Raw genomic sequence first — 25,416 nt, 5'->3', positions numbered from 1 at the left:
ATAAAATTGCTTTCACGAGGCTTGTAAAACTCGCTACTCAAATTTTAAATGTTATTTGTATAAACTCCTGTATTCCCAAGGCTTGACAAATTTCGCATCACTCCAGACTCCTCGCCGACTATTTTGCGCCTGAACTTCAGCTTGTTCAATGATATTTCTGCTGGGACACTTATTTAAATAAGGACGGTAAACAAGCGCTAATCCTTCTCGTACTAATACTTCTTGGATAAAAGTCCCATTGGGCAAACGAATTTCAGCGACTTTGCGTCCGTACCTGTCGCTATCGGTAATATTTAGTTTGACGCGATCGCCTCCTTGATTCACCAGTTGCTGCACTCGTTCTTGCGCCTTTGCTCCCCAATCAAATTGGTTGAGAAAAACAGAACTTTTACTTTGCTTTTCTTTCTTAGAGTGCGGGATTTCCGGTGCATCCACACATGCAAACCGCACATTGATTTTGCTCCCCTTGGCGTCTTTCACGGCGATAGTATCGCCATCACTGACTTTTTGCACTAAGTCACCAGAGGGAAAAATGCGATCACAGCTCATTAAACCAAAAATGAGGGTAGCTGCACAAAGCCAAATCAACGCCTGTTTCATTTGTTTGATAATATATTTTCTATCAAATCATATATCTTCTGTTGTATGACTGTTTTTCACTTTTTATAACTCTCAAAGTCTAAGTTCTTATAGTTCAAATAAAAGAGTTTGACTTGATTTCACTTTCTCATACCTCCCGCTGGAGGCTGGGGGTGTACACACAAGTCATCAATTACCCAAAATTCTGGGAAAACCTCACCCTGCCCTGTCGGGCATCCCTCTCCTTATCAAGGAGAGGGAAAAATTTTGGTGTCGTTTTAGCCCAACTGAGTTAACCAAGTACTCACTTCTACCCCTAATTTTTGCCCCAGCTTCAACAACTGACGGTACTGAACGCTATCCTGACTTTGAGCAGTTTTAGCCATAAAGCGTGGCACAATCTGACTGTGCAAACAACTGAAGTATAGTTCTTGAGAGCGCTCAAGAGAGATACCAAGATTTAACTGATTTGCCACATCAATTAATCGTTCTAGCCGTTGCAAATCTGCATCAAAAGTCCCGCTGGGATCGTGCAAGAATTGCCACAGAGAACGCAATATTAACTGCTCTAATATCTGCTTACCTTCGCGAATATTTAGATGACAATGCAGGTGCTTGGCTTCTGTGGCGATCGCCTCTAACTCGACGATGTGATTCCAACTTGATTGCGGTTCAGCAATGTCTTGATCAAGTGAGCGTAAAGTTATCAAAAATCGATATCCCAAAGCTATTTCTGCTGCTACCTGCAACTCTTGCGGTGCTTGGACTTCATCACGGTGGAATGCCATCAAAACACCGTAATTCTCACGATACTCTTGGGTATAAAGTTGGTCTAATCGTGACAAAGTTTCTTGACTCAACAGATGCATGAGTCGATGGCGTTCTTCTGCAAAAAGATTGCGCAAGCTGAAAGACTCTTCACCAAAGAACTGCGTCATCGCCAAGATTGTATGAGCTGCACTACCTTCTTGCAGCGCCCCAAACAGCTTTTCTTTTAACTCAGTGTAAGCCAATCGTCCCTCGAAGGGTTGAATGCAACAATGGAAATCCCAACCACCAAGATGCAGAACAGCAAAAACTAAATGTTCGCTTTCCCAGGTAATCTCTGAGACGAGGTTCAAATTTCCCACAGCCAGAGTCAATGATCCCATCCGTTGCAATTGGTAATCGAGTTCGTTGGCGGTGTAGCAATAAACCCGCTTTTTATGTAGATGAGAATGCTTGATCGAACCATTCTGCCCATTTTGTGAAGACGCTGTATGGGGCGTCTCTACAGGTTTGTGATTGGTAAAGAGTGAGGTTATGGCGTATTGGGCAGCAACTTGTTTAAAGCCGACTTGAGCCGTTAGCACCAACTGGCGATAAACTTCACCACCATGTTTGAACGAATCAACATTGCTGGGTGCTTGGTTTAGGTGTTTGAGGAAGCCTTTTTCCAACTGTACGCCAGAGACATCCCCTGCGAGTTCCAAAGCACGCGCCGCGTAACGCAGAATTTGCGTTCCTTCTGGACGCGAAAGTTCTTCAAAAAACCACCCACAACTGGTGAACATCAGCAAAGCATGACGTTGCATTTCCAATAGGCGCAGGGCGTCTACTTGTTCACTGGCTGTGAGTTTACGAGTTTGGTGACGCAACAGGAACCGACTCACGTTTTCTGGAGAGCGATCGCCTATCACTTGGATATATTCATCTCGTGCCTGCCAGGGATCAATGAAAAAGTGTCTGCCATGCTCTTCATACACTGAAATCAGTTGATCCCGCAGCCAATTCAATGCATCTCGTAAGGGGCGACGCCATTTTTGGTGCCATGTACCGCCACCACCGCAACCACAATCATCTTGCCATCTATCAACGCCGTGAGCGCAACTCCATGCTGTGACTGACTTAATTTCCACTTCCCATGTGGGAGTATTTAAGCTGAGGTAGTGGGCAAAGTTGGTGACTGTCCAACCCCAATGGGGAAACTCTTTTTTAAAGGCGTAGGCTAATGTTTTTTCGGTTCCTGCCTTGTGATGTCCAAAGGTTTCCCCATCTGTGGCGACAGAAATTAACTGTGCAGGACGATGATCCCCACGCACAGCTGAACCGATGCGTCCAGCTAAATGATTGGAATTGAACAGAACCTCACTAAAGCCCATATCCCGCGAGATCGGACCATCGTAGAAGAAGATATCGATATAGGGGCGCGATTGAACAGATGAGTTATCTGATCCTGCCTCTACTTCTAATTCGTCAGTCTCTTTCAAAAAGCAACGATAGGGGCGTGTGGGATCAATCTGACTCCCACCAACTTCGTACCATTCAGGGTTGGGATTATCCTGGGTGGGCAAAAGACGACAACGTTGTGCTTGTGATGGTGCAAGCACAATAAAGCGAATCCCCTCATCAACTAAAGCTTTCAATGTGGGGTAGTCTACAGCAGTCTCTGCCAGCCACATTCCTTCGGGATCACGTCCAAAGCGGGAGCGGAAGTCTTCTTTGCCCCAGCGAATCTGGGTGTATTTATCACGCTCATTTGCCAGAGGCATGATGATGTGGTTATATACTTGCGCGATCGCATTGCCATGTCCGTTGAGGCGATAGCAACTTTTAGCGTCTGCTTCCAAAATTCGCTGATAAACCTCTACATCGTGGCGTTCTAGCCACGACATCAGCGTTGGTCCTATATTAAAGCTCAAATACTCATAATTATTTACGATCCCCACCACTTCGCCGCGCTCATTGAACACTCTGGCAAAGGCATTGGGGCGATAACATTCATGGTGAATTCGTTCGTTCCAATCATGGAAAGGCGCTGCACCAGATTGGCGTTCAATCGCGTCTAGATAAGGGTTTTCGCGTGGTGGTTGATAAAAATGGCCATGAACCGTGACGTAAACACCAGTAGCCTGTCTCAGGGGATCGGGCATTTGGGTGTTTTTGATATTTTCAGGTGGCGTCAAATTTGAACCAGCACTAGCTGGTAGTTCAGCAGCAGAAGTCATGAAATTATTCCAAAAAATAAACAGTCCTTGCAGTTGCTTTCTTTGATAATGCTGATAAACCTTCCTACAGCGGCATTTCAACAACAGTTAGTTTCAACAGCAACTATGATATCAAACCAAATTCCGAGGTAGTGGTGTTCGTGTTGGGGGTAATCTGCATTATCAAGCAGTCTTTTGCCCGATGCAATCAACCTATTGACATAAGCCATGTTAGCAGGCTTCGTCGTTGGTACTGTTAAAAATTTAATTGTCTTTTAATATATTAAACCCCATCCTTGGTGTAAAATCAGAAGTTTATTGGAAACTTTTGCAACGAAACATTTCAAATTGTACTTATATCGCAATCTTATTTTACAAATCTCTGTCGAGAAAGCAAATAGTTAAATTTGAGAACTCCTTAATTAGAGAACTGGGGGTATCCTAGAGTTTGATCAATGGGAGTGCTCGTCGGTGTTGTAGTGTAATATATTCAAAACTCAGAATTCTGTTGTACAGAAAACTCATTGCTCAGGACTGACGGAGGAGTTCTAAGCTTACACATCTGTTTCTAATACTTTCACCTTAAAATGACAAATGTCAGGTAAAAACATTCTATTTTTGGTTTTGTTACTGTTTATTCCGGTTTCCATAGCGGCTCATTACTTAGAGTGGGGAGAGTTAACAGTTTTCATCACTGCTGGTTTAGCTATTTTGCCCTTAGCAGGTTGGATGGGGACAGCCACAGAAGAAGTTGCTGTCGTGGTTGGTCCAACAGTAGGGGGGTTGCTAAACGCCACCTTTGGTAACGCCACAGAATTAATTATTGCCTTAGTTGCCCTAAACGCCGGACTTGTGAATGTCGTCAAAGCCAGTATCACGGGATCAATTATCGGTAACTTACTGCTGGTGATGGGTCTTTCCATGTTTTTGGGTGGACTGCGCCATAAAGAACAGACGTTTCAGCCAGTTGTAGCGCGAGTCAACGCTTCTTCAATGAATTTGGCGGTGATTGCGATTCTACTGCCCACAGCGATGAAATTTAACTCTCAAGCAATACAGGAAAAAACCCTGCAAAATCTGTCCCTTGCCGTTGCTGTGGTACTCATTCTCGTTTATGCCCTAACTTTGTTATTCTCGATGAAAACCCACACTTATCTTTACGATGTGGGTATGGCAGAAACAACCGAAGATGAAACGCATCTCAAGAAACCAAATATTTGGTTGTGGACTGGGGTTTTATTAGTATGTACCCTCTTAGTTGCATTGGAATCAGAATTGCTAGTTGATTCTTTAGAAGTAGCTACATCAGAGTTAGGTTTGACAGCACTTTTTACAGGGGTAATCGTCGTACCTATTATTGGCAACGCTGCTGAACACGCAACAGCCGTGACAGTGGCAATGAAAGATAAGATGGATCTTTCTGTTTCTGTGGCGGTGGGATCAAGTATGCAGATTGCCCTGTTTGTTGCTCCCTTTTTAGTTTTAGCAGGGCGGGTACTTGGTCAACCGATGGATTTAAATTTTAATCTTTTTGAATTAGTAGCTGTGGTTGTAGCGGTGTTCATTGCTAATAGCATCAGTTCCGACGGTAAGTCAAATTGGTTAGAAGGTGTACTACTCTTAGCTGCGTATGCAGTGTTGGGGTTTGCTTTCTACTTCCTTCCGTTTGTTGATGGTATGGCTTGAGAATAGCTTAGCTACAATATTATAGATGATCCCCTGAGCCACCCTTAGTAGGATAGGTCAGGGGCTTCGCTCTTTTTTTCGCCACTTCCTCATATTTTTCAATTAAAATTAGCAAAAAAATGCGGAAACAAAGTTCCTGAATATGAATAATATCCATAGAACAATACTGAGTAACTCATGCCGACTGCGGTCCGAGGTGCCCACTACCCAGAAGCGAAAACCACTTCTTCTGAATGAGTGATTTCTTTGGCATTGTAGATACGGTTGAAACTTATGAAAAATAGTTTTATAAATTAATTTATATGGCAAATCAAGAACAACCATTAGCAAAGCCTGAGTCACAGCCTAAAGCACAACCTACATCTCATCACGTGATACAACCATTAGCACAATCTATCAAGATGAAAGCTGTCTCTAGTTCAGGTCTACCTACTCTACGGTTTGGTAACACAGGAAGCACTGTAAGAACCTTACAGCGACTTTTAATATCTAATGGCTACTTTGTTCAAATTGATGGAGTTTTTGGCGCGCTGACAGAAGTTGCTGTTAAAGCTTTCCAGAGTTCACGCGGTTTAAAAGCGGACGGAGTCGTTGGTGCAAGAACTTGGGCTGTATTGTCAGGTTAGTCAAAAATTGAGTCGATATGCTATATAATTATGGATTGTGAAACTTTTAAGCACTCATAATTCGTATTTTTTTTGTAGTTAGTTTCTCTGGATTTGTGGAATAAAACTTTTAGATTTGATGAGTATTCTACATTTGATGTATTTTGTACATACCTTGACAAGTAAGCTGTAGCGCCTATAATTTGCATATTGCGATACGCGTAGCGTCAAGCCTGAGCGCAAAGCGCACGCTGCGCGTTGGCGTAGCCTGTCCGCAGGACTTACGGCTTATCGCCCATGAAGGCTCCTATGGCTACGCCACGCCTGAGCGCAGAGCGCACGCGGCTTGGGCGAACGGCGAACGGAGCATCGCAAGACTTTCATTTGTTCAAAGCAATACAAATGACAAATGACTTTTGACAAAGGACAACCTTCACAAGTCCCCAGTCCATTTTGAATGCATTACAACTTAACAGATACTGGTAAATCATATTTTGCTAATTCTTTTCAAAGAATTTATCAGATTTTTTTATTTTCCAGTACTGTCTATTCCGGAACACCAGCAATTTTCCCTGTGAAAGGAAACATGGGTGTTAGTAAAATGAAATACAATGACAGATATTGCCCTGCTGATGACGAGCGTGTTAACAACAGGACAACTGTCTCCGACCATTGCACCGGAACTGCGATTAGTTCAGCGAGACAATAACAAGGAGAAGTTAACACAAAGGCAGCTATCTCAGATAGTGTCAGCTGCTCAAATTACACCACCTGAATTTGTACAGCCTGATATGGCTGCTCAAGCTGCTACGTCGATCATAAGTATAGAAAACAAAAGTATACTTCATCCAGTAGAAATCAATATTGGTTATAAAGGCTCTCCTAATATAGCTAGAGCAAAGAATTTTCAGGTCGCAGCAAAGGACACAACAGAAGATATCATTATAAACACTCAATGCTTTCATCTATGTGCAGAGCCAGAAATACTTTTGCCCTTTGATGCTATCCCTCAATTCGTAGCAGAGTGGGAACACACTGTCCGAAATTTCAAAAAAAGTCCGCTCAAAGAAAGTCAGAAGATTATGCTTGCTTCTACTTATTTTTTCGGGTTACAAGTAGCTTCAGAATCTTCAGCTAAAACAGTTATTGGCCAAAGAAAGCAAATAGTTCCTCAAATAGATACTAGCCAATCTTTGCCAATTTTGCGTTTTAGTAGCTCGGGTGTTGCTGTAAAAGTCTTGCAACAGTTGTTATCGTCTAATGGTTATAGTATTCGATCTGATGGGGTTTTTGGTGCCTTGACAGAAGCTGCTGTTAAAGCTTTCCAAAACAAACGGAATTTAGCAGTGGATGGCATAGTTGGTCAAAGAACTTGGTATGAATTGACAAAATAGCCAATAGTGATTTGTCATTTGTCCTTTGGAAAAGACAAATGACAAATCACTGAGACCTTAACGATGCTTATGCTGCTCTAATAATTGTTGCGCTCTTGGCTTGTAAATTAAATAGAACAAAGCCTCGATGTAGCGCAACAAATCCTCCCGATTCTCTTTGGAGATAAAGTTCCAAAAACCATAAATGCGTGCTAATGATAGCAACTTAGAAGTGTGAATTTTCCATGTATAAGTGCTATAAACTCGGTCAATGGCTTGTTTTGAAATTTGATTCCAATAATTGGGATTTTGTCCGCACTTCTGGACAAACTCAAGAAGTTTTTCGGCTGTTTCTTCTAAATTTGTTGGGTTGATATAAAAACCGTTTACCTTATCTTGGATGATTTCTAATGGCCCACCAAATTGCGTCGCAAAAGTTGGTAATCCCGAAATCATCGATTCTAAAATTGTCAAACCAAATGCTTCAAACAAAGCAGGTTGTACAAAGATTCCTTGGTGATCAGCAATGACCCGATAGATTTCGCCAGAGTCAGATTTGGTCAAACGCACACCCAACCAGCGAATTTTACCATAGAGATTGTACTGCTCTATGATTTGGTAAAGTTTAACAATCTCATCGCGTTCTTCGTTGTCGCCTGATTCTTCTACACGCAACTTACCCGCTACCAAAATCAGGTTACATTGTTCCTGCAACTGTTGATTCTGACCAAAGCATTCGGCTAAACCAGTGAGGTTCTTAATGCGGTCAAGACGCGCCATTGAGAAAAGCGGACGCTTGGTTGGATCATCAAGTCTACCAAAAATTTGAGAGTCGTCTTCCAGAGTGAAGAGCATTTCTTCTAATCTGAGGCGATCGCTCTCAACTCTGTCTTGCGTACGAGTATATGGGAAATAAGCATTCTCGTTCACTCCAGGCGGTACCACGTTAAACTTGGGACTAAACAGTTCAATCCCATTAACAACGTGGTACAGTTCCGGCATGGTGAAGCACTTGAGTGACTCGTACTGTCCTACACTATCCGGCGTGCCCACAATTTCTTGGTAAGTGCTGCTGATGATAAAGTTGGCAGCATTCATCGCCAACAAGTCAGCGCTGAATTGTAACGAAAAATGATATTTATCCTCCAAATCTTGCCAATACAAATTACTGAACAAGTATTTGGACTTTTCTAAGGCATGGGCAATGTTACACTGTGTGACACGCAGTCTGCGTGACAGCAAAAACGCTACCAAATTCCCATCAGTGTAGTTACCAACAATTAAATCTGGTTTACCCTGAAACTCTGCCAGCAGTTCTTTTTCGGAATCTATAGCAAAGGTTTCCAGATAGGGCCAAAATTCAAACCGCGAAATCCAGTTTTGTGTCATGTTGGGATTGAATTCCCGCAAAGGCACTCGCAAAATCCAGGCGTTCTCAGTATCGTGGACTTTTTCTAGGCGCTGGTTACAAAGGGTGCCATCACTGTTGGGGATAAGGCGGCTGAGAATAATCACCTTCGGCTTGACATTCAATCCTTCTAAACCAGCCAACATCACGTCTTCTTGCAGTTGCTTTTCCAAGTTCTTCGCTTGGTCGAGGACGTAAACCACTTGACCCCCAGTGTCGGGACGTCCCAAAACTCCCTCTTGCCCAAACCAACCGTGGGCAGAAACCAAGACGATTCTAAAAATCATCGGGATGCGAGAGATGAAAGCTTCCAAGGTCTGGGGATCGGGAGAGTCAATCAATTCATCCAGAATACTCAAGCTTTCCTGGACTCGCTGCGCAGTATGCCCCCAACCTGGTTCAAAGCCCATCACTTGCATCTCAAATCGGAATTCTTCGTAGGGTTCCTCACTGGGACGATCGCTGACGAAAGAGATGGCTTTTTTGACTTGATCAGACAGTTGCTGCTGTGACTGAATCCGCTGGTTGATAAGCAGTTGAACACCGTTGTATTGGTGTAGGCGCAAGAAGTTAAACAAGCCTTCTAGCCATTGCTTGGGGTCAGCAAACAGCTTACTGGATAGGTAGCGGTTGAGAAACTGCACCCCCTTACCAATATTTTTTGGATCGCGAATCACCGGGGTGTAATCGTAAAATGGACCAAAATCCAATTCCAAGAGGTCGCCTTCGTTGGGATTATGTCGGTTTACTAGGCGATCGCGCAAATCCAACAGTTCCTGAACCGTCATCGGCTGTACACTCAAGTCGCCTGTCAGTCGGTAAACCTCTTGACTAGCAATCTTTGGTCGTATGATGAAGCACAGACTTGATTCCTCTTGAATGATTTCTTGAGTGTAGTAAACAAGTTTTGCTAAATGAGAAGCAGTGTAAAATTGCTCAGGTTTTTCGTACTTAGAGCAATATTCACCATATAAATTGAGTATGTCGTTCCGCAGCAAGTATTTTTTTTCTTGCTGACGTAACTCACTGATCAGGGAACGCAAATCACTTTTTTCTTCACTATTTAAAACAGCTTGAAGTAATTCTGACATAGCAACTTGTGAGATAATTGTAGGTTTTGGATTCAGCATTTGACTGAGCAATAGCTAATAGTCAACTGCCCATGGGTAATCGTATAAACAAGTACTACACCTTGGCAATTAGCAATTATTACTACTCTGAGTATCTTTAAACCTCTCTACCTTTTTACGCTAATCTTATATATGAGTATTTTGCACTCTAACTAAAGGCGTACTCTTTCGTTGTTTTTGTCTTCAACAAAACGGAAAATATCAAGTGATTATCCAAAACGTGTAATTATAAATACTAAGCATTTTTATTGAAAAACCCGATTTCATTTAAAGAATAAACTCTTACCTACTGCCATATAACTTTCGCTTAGATTGCCAGGGTAAATATCTTTGGAAGTACTAATAAAACTTCCTTTCGTCCTATCCTGTTTTAGCGTGATGATTACTGAAATAACTGAAACAAAAGTTTCTCTTTTTATTTTATAGTTAGCGAAGAATAGAAATTGAATTCAAGGAACATTAAGTCATTTATTATACAAATGAAAGATGTCTTCAAATATTTCTAATTTCAGCATATTCTTTAAAGCAAGGTCAATTTTTATGGCTGAGCATCCGTAAGACGCAAACAGCCTTTTGTTCGAGAATAAAGATAAAAAATTACTCAAAAAACCTTGTTAACAAAATCCCCCAAACTTGAGTTGGGGGATTTCACTTTGATTGCTGAGTCAGTTGCCTGTCAACAACTAACAATTACCTCAGGGCGAACGATGGGAGTCGAACCCACCAGTGGAGGTACCACAAACCTCTGCCTTAACCGCTTGGCTACGCTCGCCATTATTATCCATAATATAACACTAGCTGCTGAATAGATCAAGTGCTTTTGCCAAAGGAACGGACTTCAATAATCTGGAGTCTAATATCTATGGCAAATAGCAGTTGAGACAAATGAGAGCTATCACTATTATTACATGCCTGGGAGTCGTCGGAGTAGCAGTCTTGGGTATGGCAATGGCGAATACAAATCCTAGTCAGACCAAATATGAAGAGTATGCAGTACAAACCCTGAGCGAGTATTTGAAAAGCAATGTCTGTAAGAAAAGCCCAAATATATTAGAAAATGTAATACGAATGAACTGCGATAAACTGCTAGAAGCAGCAAACCCGCGTATGAGGGAAATTATCTCCATTAGTACTGAAAAACAAGATTTTCTCATTTTTAGTGTTTACCGTACAGATTTTAAACTTAATAATTGGGTACCTTCTTATAAATTTGAAACGGTGGGAGCTTTTGAAAATTTCTACACATACAACGCTCAAAAGCAGTAACTTAGCCAAAAATAATAACAACTTTGGATAGAGCTACTTAGATAGCAAGTCTTCCCCAGGATCAAGGTTTCAGCAAGCTGCCACCGTTAACATTTTGTAAAGAGAGTAGGAATTTTTCCGATTTCAAGAGTCTGATTCAAGATACTCCGAAGAAATTGGCATAAATACCTAAAATAAAGGAGAACTATTGTGTTTTTTCATAAAAAAGAAACAATTCGACCTGTTAACATTGCTGATCCAAATCCACGTTTTGCTCAGCTGCTTCTAGAACAGTTTGGTGGCGCAACAGGTGAATTAACAGCGGCTTTGCAATACTGGACGCAATCCTTACATTGCGAACATGCCGGAATTAAGGATATGTTGCAAGATATTGCTCTCGAAGAGTTTAGCCACTTAGAAATGATTGGTAAGCTCATCGACTCTCATACCAAAAATGTTGACCAAACTGAAGCTTACAAAAGTACCTTGTTTGCTGTGCGGGGTGTAGGACCTCACTTGCTAGATAGTCAAGGTCAAGCTTGGTCAGCAGCTTATATTAATGAAGGTGGTGACGTAGTGCGCGATTTGCGGGCAGACATTGCTGCTGAAGCTGGCGCACGTCAAACTTACGAGTCATTGATTAAGCTAGCTCCTGATGATGGAACCAAAGAGGCACTTGTGCATCTTCTGACTCGGGAAATTTCTCATACTCAAATGTTCATGAAGGCGTTGGACTCTTTGGGTAAGTTAACTGACCCATTCTTTGGTAATATCCAACCTGATAGCACTGTAGACATTTACTACAACTTGTCTACTAATGGTAAGGATGAGCGCGGTCCTTGGAACGAGGAACCTACTTTCCGTTACATTGCTGACCCCGTTGCAGAAGAAAAGTAAGCTGAGAAAGAAGCCGCTATCTAATAATATTCTCAATTAATCCCTACAGCAGCCAGGAACTAACAGTTTCTGGCAATACTTATTTTCTATCTATTGCCATATAGTGACTTAATTCAACCTACGCTATATTTAATCAATCGAAACATTTAAGTAACGTCCTTGGTAATGGCATCTGCACATTTGCTGGTATCTCACGGAAGTCACGATCCGCGTCCGGAAATTGCTATCCAACATCTGGTAGAACTGTTATGTCATAAGATACAAAGCGATTTACTCGTTACAACAACTGGAGGTATAACTTCTCAGTTGAAATGTCAAACCTTGGTCGGTACAGCGTACTTGGAATTAAATCCTGAACCCCTGCATAAGCAAATCATAAAATTTGCTAAGAATGCTTTAGATTCTGGATGTGATAGTCTCAAAATCCAACCACTATTTCTGTTGCCAGGAGTTCATGTGATGGAAGATATTCCAGCCCAAGTCGCACTGGCACAGCAGGCTATCGGTCAGAATATTAAGATATTTTTACAACCATACTTAGGCTCTCACCCTGGTTTAGAGTGCTTACTAGCCAAGCAGTTGATTGCTACAAAAGCAGAAGCAAAAATTCTTTTGGCTCATGGTAGTCGTCGCCTTGAAGGTAATGTTCCAGTGGAAGCAATGGCGGCGAAGATAGGAGCAGTAGCTGCATACTTGGGTGTGTCTCCTAGGTTGGAAGCACGGGTACAAGAGTTAGTGGGTACTGGCTATAAGAATTTAGCCATAATACCATACTTTCTATTTCCAGGTGGAATGACGGACACTGTTGCTCAAAAGCAACAAGAGTTAAAATTACAGTTTCCTGAAGTGAACTTTCAACTGACTGAGCCTTTGGGAGCAAGTAAAGAATTAGTGGAATTGATTTGGGATTTGTTAAAATAATGAACCGCGAAGACACGTTCGGCGCAAGCCCTCTCCAAAAGAAGGACGCGTTCGGCAGAAGCCGTCTCGAAGAGAACCAACAGCAAAAGAAGTATTTGGGTAAGGTGTACCTAGTAGGCGCGGGACCGGGAGATCCGGGGTTGATGACTCTCAAAGGCAAGAGTTTGTTAGAGTGTGCGGATGTAGTGATTTATGATGCCTTGGTCAGTCCAGCAATTTTGGCGATGATTAATCCTCAAGCCCAGAAGATTGATGCTGGCAAGCGACGGGGACGTCATTCAATTTTACAGGAAGAAACAACGCACTTGCTCATTGCTAAGGCACAGGATAATGCCATTGTTGTGCGACTTAAGGGGGGTGACCCGTTTATATTTGGTCGTGGTGGCGAAGAGATGGAAGAATTGGTAGAAGCTGGAATTCCTGTGGAAGTTGTGCCTGGTGTGACATCGGGAATTGCTGCTCCAGCTTATGCAGGTATAGCTTTGACGCATCGGTTATATAGTTCTTCTGTAACTTTTGTGACAGGACATGAGGCAGCAGGTAAGTACCGACCCGCCGTAAATTGGAATGCGATCGCCCACGGTTCAGAAACAATCGTAATATACATGGGTATCCACAATTTGTCTCACATCGTCGAACAGTTAACCGAAGCCGGGTTGAATTCAGAAACGCCTATTGCTCTGGTACGGTGGGGTACGCGACCGGATCAAGAAGAATTAGTTGGTCAGCTGGGAACAATTGTAGAGCAAGTTGAGGCATCTGGGTTTGAAGCCCCAGCAATTGTTGTCATTGGTTCAGTAGTCAAGATGCACGCTAGATTTCGCAATTGATCATGAGTCAACCCCCTTGGGGTGATTCAAAGTATAGTTTACGGGCATACTTTGATAAGTAAACCGAGTATCAACACTCTCAAGTGATTTGTTGAAATGCAACTTGATAGAAATTACAACTTCTTTGGGTATTATGGGTAATTTGTGTTGGTAAACTATCAATTTGATTTGTTAGTATTAAAGTTTGTGACTGTCGCCATGCTTGCAAGGCTGAGCGTGCAATTTCTTCAACTTTTTCTGCTGCTTCTAATTTCTCGGTTATGGACTTACAAAGCTGAGTAAAAGCTTGTAGCTGGAGCATTTCGCCCAAGCCACCCAACTCTATTGCCATGAGATTAGCTTCGTGTCGCAAAACAGATTGTTCACTATTTAAAATTAATGATTCTAGGCGTTGCAAACAGTCTTCTACTTCCGTTTGAAACAGTAAGCGAATTATGTCTTGTAACGCACTCTCTGGTGATAGAACTGTTATCGTATCCTCAGAAATCAAACAGCCCAAACGATCTTGTAACTCTTCAAAAACTGGATAACAAAAGGTTGCTAACCATTGTTCATCGATGGTATAACCTTCTGAATGTAGTTTTACTATTTGGCGTAACCAATCTACTCCAGCTAAAAGTAGGCTTTGCAAATCAGCGTCAAGTTCTAAAGGGTCTTTCTGAGTTGTCAAAACTTTAAAGTAATCTTCTAATCGGTGAGCTAAAGCACTTAAAGTCCGAAATCCCATTATGCCTGCACCACCTTTTATGGAATGAGCAGCTCTGACTCCAGCATTTATTTTTGATAGAGCAATTTCACGATTAAATTTGACTTCTAATAATACAGTTTCTAGGGTATTGAGAGAGTCAGTTACTTCCTCGAAAAACTGCAACTGGGTTTGTAATTCTTTGTCTCGTAACATAATCTTTATTCGTCAAGAGTCTTTATTGAAACCAGTGCTGCGGTCCTTGCTTCCCGACAACCAGGCGACTGGCGTTCGCGTAAGCGCACAGCGCACGCTAAGAGCGAATGCGTAGCGTGTCCCCTTGGGACGAGCGCGTCTCCGTAAGCCCAAAGCGCACGCAATCATGCGTTAGCCGTAAGGCGTGGCAGAGCGCCATAGGGTTATTGTCATTAGTCATCTCCAATTGCCAAAGAAAACATGACTAATTATTGTCGCTATTTAGCAAGTTTCCTGGGTACTGTTAATAATCTAATCAAATGAGATAATTTATAATAGCAAATTATATATTCTGTCAATCGTTGAAGAATATAAAATCGCTTTCACATCCTTAGAACTGTAAAGAGGAGATACTTTACTTGTGATGACCCTGATATATATTGAAGCTAATATAAAAAACAAAACTGCTCATTATGAGCATTCCTACAAAAGTGATTGTCAAGTTTTGTTTTTATTATAAGAACCGATGGGTGAAAGTAAACATTAAGATATTGTAGGTTAAAGCCAGTCCGCTCTTAGGGGGGGTTCTCCCCGTTGTAGACGCCTTTGTTAGGAACTGATGTTTTCCCTTTGCTGTCGAAGACGCTGCTTTGTTGGCCTAGCCTGCGCTTTGCGCATACGTGGTAATAATCCGCTATAGAACACTGGTACAGACAGGTGCGGCTATACGAGACTTGTTCTTAAGCGTGCTGACTAATGTTCAAGCGGAGTCACCCAAATTTGGTATGAATTGTATTGCTCACTTATAAATTATTCAATGTGTTGAGAGATAACTTTCAGCAAATCTACTTGTGTAAAAGGCTTGATTAGATAGCCTGTTGCTCTAACCATCTTTGCTTTTGCTCTGTCTATCAATCCTGCTCTACCCGTAACCATAATCACTGGAGTGTTCTGAAAGTATGAATGTTTTCGTAACAGGGTACACAGTTCATAACCATCTAAGTTTGGCATTTCGATATCTAGTAAAATGAGGTCAGGTTTAATACGGATAATTTGCATTAAAGCTTTTAAAGAGTCATCTATTCCAATCACAGAAAATATTTGATTATCTAAGAAATTCGTGATGACGTTGATGATCATAGGACTATCATCAACGCAGACTACTGTATAAGTCTTTTTGTTAAATGGTTTTTGGAAGTTCTGTTGGTGTTGACCATCGTTATTATTAAAATCTACTGTTTGAATGTTGGTAAAATTTGTAAATTTTTGTTCTATTTTTGCTTTTGACTGCTTTATTTTTGATGAAAAAGATTGGAATCGGCGTTGTATCCGGCGTGATGTAGTATTTTCCTCTTCTTGTGTTCTATTTTGACAATGTTCGACTATTAAGCGTAAATCAAGATGGCAGAACTTTGGCATATCATCTAGGACACTTTCCGAAGCAAATTCATAACTCCCCTCTTTTATATTCAGAAATTGTTCAATAATTTCTATCGCCAATTGCTCTATTAAGATTCCTGCTTGAGCAGGAGTCATATACTTTTGATTCACGAGCCAGCAAATAGCTAAATAATCTGGATTTTGTATTGCTTGATTGTCAAGTCCAGTTTCAAATAGCGTCTGCAACTGTTTATCAATTCCACTATTGAGAGTAGGAATTTCCTCACTTAAACGGTTTAAATGCCTGTAAATGACATCAAACATTTTATCTGTATAACAGGCATAAATCAGTTTACCTTCATCTAAATAGATTGACCAAGAAGCGGATGGGCTAAACACTTGCCAACAACCACTCAGAGGTTTACTGGTCATTTTTCCTAGTAGAGATAGTGGCTGTAATGCCTGAAAAAATCTGTATCTACCAATAGGAAGAGTCGTCATATTCATAAAGAAAGATTTTTGATTTAAAGAACAACAACGATATGAAGATAGGTACTCGTGGCTAGAGACTAGAAGAATGATGCTATTAGTAACTAGCAACTTAGATCTGTATTGACTCTATATTATTGCCACAAACTTGTACTTTGTCTTGTTGAAAAGTTGGTGAAGCATGACTTACACCTGTTTAGACAAAGCAATAACAGATGTGAGATTACAGTACTCAATCCCTGAAAACAAAGATCCCTCACCAAAAGCAGAGCAATGCTTGGAAAAGCCTAGTTCCTGGTTCGGTAGCTGTGCGGATTTAAGGTTTTACTTAGTTTTACTGCTCCTTAATGGAAAATCGGGAGAAATTACAGATAGCTTGTACACAGAGTTTAAGCTACTTATCTACATTCATTGTACTGAGGAGTACACTTAGTACAATTCATCATTAATAGGGTTCGGAAATCAAATTTATGCCAAAACAGGGAAATGAATTATCTCTTAAGCCAATTCCGAACCCGTTTTATGGTGACGTGTACTTAGCAGGAGAGTTTACAGCATCATTGGGTATCACAAGAAATTTAGAAAGTGGATAACTATTTATCAAATACACCTTTATAGAGTATTTTTCCATACCAAAACTATTGGATTTTACTAAAATTTCCGCAAACAAGGAGAGGTATATTCCCGCCTCTACCTATTATTCCCATATGGCTGTCCGCCAAGTTTTGCCTAGCCTAAGTAGATGCCTATTTGAATTATAAGAATAGCAAACTCATATGAGTTGTGACTGTGGTCATAACTCATACACTTAAGTTGCGTCATGAGGCGCAAAGGCAACTGTTTCATAAAAAGGTATTTTCATCATACGTACTGGTAACACTATGTGACATTGTTTCGTAACGAATCGTCACCCTGGAGAGTTTTGAGTGCCACCTTCAATAATTTCCAGTGAAACTCAAAAAATTGAGTACATAACCTCAAATAAATAGAAAACTTTAGTTAATGGGTAGATGGTAAGTAATATACTCACTATTATTTAGATTACTATAATTTTAACAAAAAAGTTAAAACACGTATTAAAACTACCATGAGCCAGTAGACCTCTCCAAAAATGATTTTTAGTGCAAGCGCGGGGTATTGGTTTCATAGCCATTTTTGGAGAGGTCTAGTCAAGAAAACGTTAATAATCACTTTGTTTACAGTGTGCTTTGTTAGAGAATTTTAAATTCTTGTTTTTTCAGTGCTTGTACTTAACTCATTTAAGTACAAAGATAGAATTTATGAAATTTTTATGTATGGAAGTGTATAAAATCAAATAAAAATAAGTAATCAATAAATAAGAGTTTTTTAAAGTACATACCAACAATATCAAAGCAGCAAAATATAGATACTAAGACCATACTTATATCTACATAGGAAGCTACTTACAATCAGATGCAAGCGCCTTTATATTGAGCAAAGAGCACATAACGTTAGTGCAAATGCAATGAAGAATGATAATGTATTTATAAATAGTCAGTACGAATTAAACCACAATAAAAAAATATACTGATACAATATCTAGTTTTTCCAAGGGTGTTGGCAAATTTTATGTAACTTTGATAAAGCTTATATAATTTAGGAACATCTAAGATAAAAAATCGTCTCTAGTGAGAATGGTATAAAATAAGAACACTATTGAGTGTTCCGTTTGTTAGTGATTGGTTGAATTGAAAGCTTTAAGTAAGGCTAAGTAAAATTATATTCTTTGACTATTTGTTGCGAATTTTGACTTTCGATAAAATCGAAGATTATTAGCTTGACTCCAGCGATTTAGGGCGGTGTAGCCTAAGGTATTGCTCAAGCGTTCCTTGGATAGTTTGCAAATACTCGCGAAGACTTTAACTATTGTAAATATGAAGCATCTTCTTATTCTTGGCGGAACAGGTGACGCGACAGAATTGGCAGCTAAAGCCTCCGCTATCCCAGAGGTAGAAGTTATCACATCTTTAGCTGGTCGCACCAGTCAACCACAAGCGCCAGCCGGAATACTACGTATTGGGGGTTTTGGTGGTGAAGCAGGGCTGGTAGAATACTTAATTGAAGCAAAAATAGATGTAGTGATCGATGCGACTCACCCCTTCGCTAAACAGATATCTTTTCATGCAGCTGCTGCCGCTGCTACTTGTAAAATACCCCATCTGATGCTGATCCGTCCTGCTTGGGAGCGTCTTCCTAATGATTGGTGGGTTGAAGTTGATAGTGTGGAAGCAGCAGCTGCTGTATTACCTGAATTTGCCAAACGAGTATTCCTGACTATCGGTAGGCAGCAACTTGCATCCTTTGCCAGTTTGGAGGATATTTGGTTTTTGATGCGACTGATTGAGCCTCCTGCAACTGAAGCATTGGTGCCATCAGGGGTGATATTGTGCGATCGCGGTCCCTTTGCCCTAGACAATGAGCGAAAACTCTTGATTTCACATCAAATTGATACAGTCGTGAGTAAGAATAGCGGCGGTGATGCGACGTATGCCAAGATTATTGCAGCGCGGGAACTTGGGGTGAAGGTGGTAATGGTAAAGCGTCCAGCAACTCCACCAGGAGAGCAAGTCAGCGATGTGGAGAGTGCTGTGGCGTGGTTGGTGAATCAGCTACTATAAATTTGAGAGATTGTTTCCCAAGGGGATATTTGATTGAATGTTAGGATTTGGATCAAGTAACCGAGTAGGTGCAATAACAGTGGCAAAACTTCAAGCCGAATCTAAACGCAAAGTACTACTGTATCCTGGTGAGGATGGTTATTTTGTCGTTGAAGTACCTAGTTTACCAGGTTGCATTAGCCAAGGGAAAACTCGTGAGGAAGCTGTAGCTAATATTGAAGAAGCGATCGCTCTCTACATCGAAGTTCTGCAAGAGCGAGGTGAGTCTGTTCCAGAGGATAGAGTAGAAGTTGTACTGGTATGAGTAAGCTGCCTGTCATTTCAGGTGCAGAATGTGTTAGAGCACTAGAGCAAATCGGCTTTGTCGTAAATCGGCAACGTGGAAGCCATATCATTTTAGTTCGCGAAGAACCTAAAGCGACGGTCACTGTACCAGATCACAAAGAGTTAGATCGAGGGACTTTACGTGCGATCATCCGCCAAGTGGGTTTGACCGTGGACGAGTTTGTTGAACTACTGTGAGCTACAGAGGGGCGATCGCTCCATCGATAATCTTGATGCAACCTACCAATAACGTTGAAGCACCATCCCACAGACAACCTGGCAGTCTAACAACTTAGCTCACCAGCTGCTTGCATCCACCATCAGAATATACAAACTACTTTGGCATCTCACCAGTAGTAAGCTCTATAAATGTGTGAATGCAAATTGAGTTTATAAGATACGCCATGCTTCTGAACTCTCTTTGATTTAGAGGATGCCCCTTTTTCTTGGAGCTTTTTTGAGAAAAGTGTGATAAATTACCACGCACCTGTACTATCAGCTCGATTATTCCATCGACATTAAACTCACGCTTTTCCATATCAAGGAACTTCTTTAATTGATCCAAATTTTCCGAATCCCCTACATTTTGATAAAGTTCTATAGTTTGCTCAATAGCTTTCCTGATATGCTCCGATGACTTAAATAATTTTTCTACTTCTTTGTTTTTTGTTTTGCCTTGTCCGTATAAGTCATCTAGATAGAAGTAGAAGTTGATAAAGGAACTTGTGTATCTACCAGAGCTAAAGTCATTACATGCTTCTCGATAGAACGACATTGGCAAAACTAAATGTTGGTGAAGGAGACGATTCTGTACCAGAGATGCTAGCATTCCTGGAGACATTTCTCTGTAGCATTTATTTTCATGAGACTCTTGCTGAAAATCATGCGTTGAAAATTCAAGAGCCTCCTGCTCCTCAAATGATTCAGCTATCCAAGCTCTTTTTGGACTCTCCCAATAGATCTTTTTAATTCCAAACCAAAAGCTACCAAGAGCTTCAATATGTTGCGCGAGATCAACGAGTAAAAAACACAGCGGCGAATCTCGCATATCTATCCGAGTAATCTGGCTTTCTATATCTGAACTAACTTGGGGTAAAAAATCCTGATAATTCTTTACCCTTAGAGCAATGCTTAGCTCCTCTACCACCTTATCTGGACTGAGCATTACTCCGAGGATAAAGTTATCAATCTCTAATTTATATGGTTGGTGGTAAATTGCTTCAGACTCAACTTTGACTATTATCTGATATAGCATTGGCTTTAATGTTTATGTACATCCTCAGATATCTACTTTAGTAATATGACAAACAAAGTGGTCTTACGGCAAAGCTTATCAGTGGCAGGTCACATATGAGACACAGCCGAAGTTTAAAGCATCCCTTGGCTACAGATCAACAGATCCCTCTTCAGGAAATATAGAGTGAAAATTACAGTATATTTGTGGAGCAAATATACTGTAATTTTATACATCAAGCCCTGTCCACCTGACAAATAACTCGAAAAGATACTCGCTTCCAACTACTTCCTCACCACCCACTGCGTCACCGGCACCATCGGCTTCCACCCCAAAAACCCGCCAATAGGTGCAGCCCGTTGAACAGCAACACGAATCAACTCCCCGCCTACCTGATTGTGCCATTGCAACAACTTCTGCTCACTTTCAATCGTCACAGCATTAGCAACAAAACGCCCTCCCGGACGCAAAGCTTCCCAACACACCTCGAATAAACCTTCTGTTGTTGCACCACCGCCAATAAAGATAGCGTCGGGTTGGGGCAAATCATTCAATGCAGCGGGAGCTTTACCCGCAACAATTTGTAAATAAGGTGTACCAAGGGCGGCGGCGTTGTCAGCAATATATTGTAGTCGGGTGGAATTTTGTTCAATGGCGATCGCCCGACACCGAGAATGACTCCGCATCCACTCAATACCAATCGAACCACACCCCGCACCCACATCCCACAACAACTGTCCCGGTGTGGGAGCTAAAGCAGAAAGTGTTATTGCTCGCACTTCGCGCTTAGTCAACTGTCCATCATGATGATACGCATCATCTGGTAGTCCTGCTAACCGAGGTAAGGGTATAACTCCAGCATCAGCAATACACTCTACAGCGATCGTATTCAAATCAGCTAGTTCTGTTGTCGTCCATGAAGCGGCTGTGCCTGCGATAATTCTCTCCTGAGAACCGCCCATATGTTCTAGGACGGTAATTTTGCTATCACTAAAACCACGTTTTGTCAAGATTTCAGCGACAATTGCTGGGGTTTCCTTGCCTTCGCTTAAAATCAGAAGACGTGCTCCTGGGTAGATAGCCGCTTGGATGAGAGCAGGAGGACGAGCGTTTAAGCTTAATGTCTCTACTTCGGTGAGTGACCATCCTAGTCTGGCACAAGCAAGGCTGAAGGATGAAGGGGCGGGGATGATAGTCATCTCAGAAATAGGAATCTGGCGGGAGAGAGTGACACCGATACCAAAGCACATGGGATCGCCACTTGCCAAAACGCATACAGATTGACCCCGGCGACGGAGAATTTCTTCTATAGAATGACTGATGGGGGAAGTCCAAATGAGTTTTTCTCGTGAATCGTCTGGTGGTAACATGGCGAGATGGCGTTTTCCCCCGACTATCACTTGTGCATGTTCAAGGAGAGAATAGGCAATCGCACTCAATCCCGATAGCCCATCCTCACCAATACCCACTACCGATAACCATTTCTGCATCTGGCGACTAATGGAAGAATCAAGAAGATTTGGCAAAAAGAAGTATGGCTATTATCTCATGCTAAACTACACACTTGGAGTCGGGAAAGTCCGGTGAAATTCCGGTACTGTGCCGCAGCTGTAATCCGATTTTGCTAGTGCTTAGTAGTTGATAAAACACCTAACAACCAACAAATTCGGTTAGTCAGAATGCTGACTCCAAGGGTGTCTTGTACACACAGTTGTTATCTGCTCTCTGCGTCGCACGGGGAAGGAGTTGTAGGCGTGTCTGGTTGTCCTGGTCTTTTTTATCAAACGTCCGCGCGAGATGGTATTTTATCTCGCATCCGTGTACCTGGAGGAATACTGACTAGTCAGCAGTTTCGTGTCATCGCTGACTTAGCTGACGAGTTGGGAACTGGTTACACTAATATTACCAATCGTGCCAACCTCCAAATCCGTGCAATCCGTACAGAGATTCCGGCTAAATTTTTAAGAGTCCTACAAGATATTGGTATAGCTTCAGCCGTTCCAGAGGTTGATCATCTCCGCAATATCATGGGTAGTCCCACGTCTGGCATCGACTTATACGAATTAATTGATACTCGACCTCTCATCAGCAAATTAGATCACTACATTACCACTCACCCAGAGCTAGCGCCACTTTCACCTAAATTCAGCGTTGCTTTTGATGGCGGTGGTTCTGTGTCGATTGGCGAACGATCAAACGATATCGCCCTGACTGCGGTTATGGTTGATAATAACGTTTACTTCCGGCTCAAACTGAACTTGGGTACATCGCTGTTTGAACCATTTATTGATACAGACATCCTGCTAAAACCAGAAGAGTGTGTTGAGGTTGTAGGTGCATTGGCACAAGTCTATTTGCAGCATCTCACACTAGAGATTGGAAACACAATTCCTCATCGCAAGTCACGTCAGCCACGTTTTTGGGAGATTTTGAACAACTTAGGTATAGAAAGATTTCTTCAAAAAGTTGAACGTCATCTTCCCTATCCACTACGGCGTTTTTCTGTGAAAAGCAGTCATACACAAATTAAGGAGGAATATAGAGATATTGGATGCAATGTCTATTCTAAATACCAACACATAGGTGTCCATCCCCAACGACACAAAGGATTGTCCTACATTGGTGTTGTCGTACCAGTTGGTAGATTAAATACTTTACAAATACGTGGGTTAGCGGATATAGCTGAAACCTATGCTAATGCTACACTTAGGCTGACACCTTGGCAAAATCTTTTGATATCAGATATTCCTCAACAGTGGATTCCCAAGATACAAAGTAAAATTGAAAACTTAGGATTGCATTGGTCTGCAACTAATATTCGCAGTGCCCTAGTTGCTTGCGCTGGTAACACCGGATGTGCGTCTTCAGCAACAGATACCAAAAATCATGCCCTAGCATTAGCGCAATACTTGGATGATCGCGTTATTCTTGACCAACCAATCAACATTCACTTCACAGGTTGCGAAAAATCCTGTGCTCAGCATAGCAGGAGCGATATTGCTCTTGTTGGTTTCAATATTGAAGATAAAGGGGAAGTGGTGGAAGGTTATAAAGTCTGCGTAGGTGATGGTGATAGTCACGAAAAATTTGGACGAGAACTTTACGGTTGGGTGTCCTTTACAGAATTACCTTCACTGCTAGAGCGAATGTTGCAAATATATATGGCAGAACGTGATGCTTCCAATACATCATTTGGTGAATTTGTCAACCAATATGTAATTGCAGACTTGCAACGGTTGTTTGATAAATAAGAGTAGTTAGTGGTTAATAAACAAACAACTAACAACTACCGCCTTCCCCTACAAAATTACCTATCTTTTTCTTGGGGTTCTTGGCACGCCAGGTGCTACAACGGGGGGAACCCCAACGCCAGATACCTAGGTCGGGAAACCCTCCTGCAGTACTGGCTCCGCAACGCAGTCGCTCGTCTTGGCGGTTCGTTAAATAAGTCTTTTTTGGATGGGATAAGAGTAACAACTAACAAATGACTATTGACTACATAAAAGACGGTAACAAAATATATCATAAATCCTTTGCCATGATTCGTTCTGAGGCAAATCTGTCTGTACTTGCTCCCGATGTCGCAAATGTTGCCGTGCGTCTGATTCATGCTTGTGGGATGACAGATATTGTTTATGACTTAGCAGCTTCACCAACAGCTGTAGAATCTGGGCGTACAGCTTTAGCAGCAGGGGCACCGATTTTGTGTGATTGTCGGATGGTAGCAGAAGGTATTACGCGGCGACGACTACCAGCAGACAATTCAGTGATTTGCACCCTCAATCATCCCGATGTGCCAGAACTTGCTCAAAAACTGGGAACCACCCGTTCTGCAGCTGCTTTGGAATTGTGGCTACCAGTGTTAGAAGGGGCTGTGGTTACAATTGGCAACGCACCGACTGTTTTGTTTCGGTTACTAGAAATGTTGAGCGCTGGGGCACCAAAACCAGCTCTCATTCTGGGTTTTCCTGTTGGGTTTGTGGGTGCGGCAGAATCGAAAGCAGCACTGGCTGCAGATAGTCGTGGTGTGCCATTTATGACATTACATGGTCGGCGGGGTGGGAGTGCGATCGCCGCCGCCGCAGTTAACGCCTTAGCAACGGAGGAAGAATGATGAACAAAGGTCGTCTTTATGGAGTTGGTGTTGGTCCTGGTGATCCAGAACTTATAACATTAAAAGCACTGCGGCTATTACGTTCTTGCCCAGTAGTCGCCTATCAATCTGCAGATGATAAGGAAAGTATAGCTAGAGGTATCGTAGCTGAATATCTTCCTGGCAATCAAATCGAGGTACAGTATCATCTTCCCCGCGCTCTTGATCCGTATGCTGCACAACCTATTTATGACGAGGTTGTCATTCCTATACAAGAACATCTTGCTGCTGGACGGGATGTGGTGGTACTGTGCGAGGGCGATCCGTTGTTTTACGGCTCTTTTATGTACGTATTCACACGACTGTCTGACCATTTTGAAACAGAAGTCGTGCCAGGAGTTTCTTCACCAATGGGGTGTGCTTCAGCACTAGCAGTCCCCCTGAGTTATCGTAACGATGTTTTCAGCGTACTACCAGCTCCTCTACCAGCCGAAGTTTTGGAAGCACAATTGTTAAATGCTGATGCTGCTGTCATTATCAAACTGCGACGGCATTTTACAAAAGTTCGTGATGTGTTGCATAAATTAGGACTGGCATCACGGGCGCGTTACATTGAACGAGGGACGATGGCAAACCAGCGAGTTGTTTCTTTGGATGATATGGATCCATCCCAAGTGCCTTATTTTTCGATGATTTTAGTGCCGAGTAAGAGTCATTTATAAGTGAGGTAGAAAGCA

General features: G+C 41.9%; 20 protein-coding genes, 1 tRNA gene, 1 pseudogene and 1 riboswitch. Of the genes and pseudogenes, 14 read left to right on the top strand and 8 right to left on the bottom strand.

Annotation, left to right across the window (positions count from 1 at the left end; genetic code table 11):
* Nucleotides 1–51: 51 nt before the first annotated feature.
* Complete coding sequence (locus tag DP114_RS21295; protein ID WP_171977070.1) at nt 52–600, bottom strand: thermonuclease family protein; 549 nt, start codon at nt 598–600, stop codon at nt 52–54.
* A 257-nt stretch (nt 601–857) separates the two neighbouring features.
* Nucleotides 858–3,566, bottom strand: a complete 2,709-nt coding sequence (locus DP114_RS21290) for a DUF3536 domain-containing protein (RefSeq protein ID WP_171977069.1) — start codon at nt 3,564–3,566, stop codon at nt 858–860.
* 573 nt (nt 3,567–4,139) lie between these two features.
* On the opposite strand from DP114_RS21290, the gene cax reads away from it, so the two are divergent.
* The 3 genes from cax (at nt 4,140) to DP114_RS36100 (ending at nt 7,230) form a co-directional block, all read left to right on the top strand.
* The gene (gene cax, locus DP114_RS21285; RefSeq protein ID WP_169266511.1) at nt 4,140–5,231 is read left to right on the top strand and encodes a calcium/proton exchanger; all 1,092 of its coding nucleotides are present in this window, start codon (nt 4,140–4,142) and stop codon (nt 5,229–5,231) included.
* A 302-nt stretch (nt 5,232–5,533) separates the two neighbouring features.
* Nucleotides 5,534–5,857, top strand: coding sequence for a peptidoglycan-binding domain-containing protein (locus tag DP114_RS21280; protein WP_169266510.1), 324 nt, complete (start codon nt 5,534–5,536; stop codon nt 5,855–5,857).
* Between the two features lie 590 nt (nt 5,858–6,447).
* Entirely contained in the window at nt 6,448–7,230 is a 783-nt protein-coding gene (locus DP114_RS36100; protein ID WP_318284163.1) for a peptidoglycan-binding domain-containing protein, read from the top strand.
* Nucleotides 7,231–7,287: 57 nt separating this feature from the next.
* Here the strand turns inward: DP114_RS36100 and DP114_RS21270 are convergent, their stop codons facing one another.
* Nucleotides 7,288–9,708: a sucrose synthase gene (locus DP114_RS21270; RefSeq protein ID WP_171978254.1), complete on the bottom strand. Its 2,421-nt coding sequence runs from the start codon at nt 9,706–9,708 to the stop codon at nt 7,288–7,290.
* 738 nt (nt 9,709–10,446) lie between these two features.
* Nucleotides 10,447–10,519: transfer RNA gene (locus DP114_RS21265), tRNA-His, on the bottom strand.
* 113 nt (nt 10,520–10,632) lie between these two features.
* Between DP114_RS21265 and DP114_RS21260 the strand changes: the two genes are divergently transcribed.
* The 4 genes from DP114_RS21260 (at nt 10,633) to cobA (ending at nt 13,640) form a co-directional block, all read left to right on the top strand.
* On the top strand, nt 10,633–11,013 hold the full coding sequence (locus DP114_RS21260) for a DUF4359 domain-containing protein (RefSeq protein ID WP_169266509.1): 381 nt from the start codon (nt 10,633–10,635) through the stop codon (nt 11,011–11,013).
* A gap of 189 nt (nt 11,014–11,202) precedes the next feature.
* A complete protein-coding gene (locus DP114_RS21255) occupies nt 11,203–11,889 on the top strand; it encodes a manganese catalase family protein (protein WP_171977068.1) in 687 nt (228 codons plus the stop codon).
* A gap of 165 nt (nt 11,890–12,054) precedes the next feature.
* Nucleotides 12,055–12,810: a sirohydrochlorin chelatase gene (locus tag DP114_RS21250; RefSeq protein ID WP_171977067.1), complete on the top strand. Its 756-nt coding sequence runs from the start codon at nt 12,055–12,057 to the stop codon at nt 12,808–12,810.
* A complete protein-coding gene (gene cobA / locus DP114_RS21245) occupies nt 12,810–13,640 on the top strand; it encodes a uroporphyrinogen-III C-methyltransferase (RefSeq protein WP_169266506.1) in 831 nt (276 codons plus the stop codon). The genes DP114_RS21250 and cobA overlap by 1 nt, the downstream gene beginning before the upstream one ends.
* A 139-nt stretch (nt 13,641–13,779) precedes the next feature.
* Here cobA and DP114_RS21240 read toward each other — a convergent pair.
* Together DP114_RS21240 and DP114_RS21235 are read right to left on the bottom strand one after the other, a co-directional pair.
* Nucleotides 13,780–14,541, bottom strand: a pseudogene (locus DP114_RS21240) (Hpt domain-containing protein); the annotation flags it as partial.
* Nucleotides 14,542–15,330: 789 nt separating this feature from the next.
* Nucleotides 15,331–16,401 (bottom strand): response regulator, encoded by a 1,071-nt coding sequence (locus DP114_RS21235; protein WP_171977066.1) that lies wholly within the window; start codon nt 16,399–16,401, stop codon nt 15,331–15,333.
* A gap of 458 nt (nt 16,402–16,859) precedes the next feature.
* Between DP114_RS21235 and DP114_RS35810 the strand changes: the two genes are divergently transcribed.
* From DP114_RS35810 to DP114_RS21220, 4 genes are all read left to right on the top strand, one after another.
* Nucleotides 16,860–16,982 (top strand): hypothetical protein, encoded by a 123-nt coding sequence (locus DP114_RS35810; RefSeq protein WP_256379274.1) that lies wholly within the window; start codon nt 16,860–16,862, stop codon nt 16,980–16,982.
* A gap of 1,302 nt (nt 16,983–18,284) precedes the next feature.
* Nucleotides 18,285–19,028, top strand: a complete 744-nt coding sequence (locus DP114_RS21230) for a cobalt-precorrin-6A reductase (protein WP_169266503.1) — start codon at nt 18,285–18,287, stop codon at nt 19,026–19,028.
* A 73-nt stretch (nt 19,029–19,101) separates the two neighbouring features.
* Nucleotides 19,102–19,332: a type II toxin-antitoxin system HicB family antitoxin gene (locus DP114_RS21225; RefSeq protein WP_246163384.1), complete on the top strand. Its 231-nt coding sequence runs from the start codon at nt 19,102–19,104 to the stop codon at nt 19,330–19,332.
* The gene (locus DP114_RS21220) at nt 19,329–19,550 is read left to right on the top strand and encodes a type II toxin-antitoxin system HicA family toxin (RefSeq protein ID WP_169266501.1); all 222 of its coding nucleotides are present in this window, start codon (nt 19,329–19,331) and stop codon (nt 19,548–19,550) included. The genes DP114_RS21225 and DP114_RS21220 overlap by 4 nt, the downstream gene beginning before the upstream one ends.
* Nucleotides 19,551–19,686: 136 nt before the next feature.
* Here the strand turns inward: DP114_RS21220 and DP114_RS21215 are convergent, their stop codons facing one another.
* Both DP114_RS21215 and cbiE read right to left on the bottom strand, forming a co-directional pair.
* Entirely contained in the window at nt 19,687–20,607 is a 921-nt protein-coding gene (locus DP114_RS21215) for a hypothetical protein (protein ID WP_171977064.1), read from the bottom strand.
* Nucleotides 20,608–20,870: 263 nt separating this feature from the next.
* Entirely contained in the window at nt 20,871–22,076 is a 1,206-nt protein-coding gene (cbiE, locus tag DP114_RS21210) for a precorrin-6y C5,15-methyltransferase (decarboxylating) subunit CbiE (RefSeq protein WP_171978253.1), read from the bottom strand.
* 60 nt (nt 22,077–22,136) lie between these two features.
* A riboswitch (cobalamin riboswitch) is annotated at nt 22,137–22,291 on the top strand.
* A gap of 49 nt (nt 22,292–22,340) precedes the next feature.
* On the opposite strand from cbiE, the gene cobG reads away from it, so the two are divergent.
* From cobG to DP114_RS21195, 3 genes are all read left to right on the top strand, one after another.
* Nucleotides 22,341–23,837 carry a precorrin-3B synthase gene (gene cobG / locus DP114_RS21205; RefSeq protein ID WP_246162617.1) on the top strand — a complete coding sequence of 499 codons (1,497 nt, stop codon included), beginning with the start codon at nt 22,341–22,343 and terminating at the stop codon, nt 23,835–23,837.
* Between the two features lie 233 nt (nt 23,838–24,070).
* Nucleotides 24,071–24,700: a precorrin-8X methylmutase gene (locus tag DP114_RS21200; protein ID WP_169266498.1), complete on the top strand. Its 630-nt coding sequence runs from the start codon at nt 24,071–24,073 to the stop codon at nt 24,698–24,700.
* Complete coding sequence (locus DP114_RS21195) at nt 24,697–25,401, top strand: precorrin-2 C(20)-methyltransferase (RefSeq protein WP_169266497.1); 705 nt, start codon at nt 24,697–24,699, stop codon at nt 25,399–25,401. The genes DP114_RS21200 and DP114_RS21195 overlap by 4 nt, the downstream gene beginning before the upstream one ends.
* Nucleotides 25,402–25,416 lie beyond the last annotated feature (15 nt).

It is taken from the genome of Brasilonema sennae CENA114, assembly GCF_006968745.1.
Taxonomy (GTDB): domain Bacteria; phylum Cyanobacteriota; class Cyanobacteriia; order Cyanobacteriales; family Nostocaceae; genus Brasilonema; species Brasilonema sennae.
Note: the sequence above shows the minus strand (reverse complement) of the source record. Positions and strands in the feature narration are given on the sequence as shown.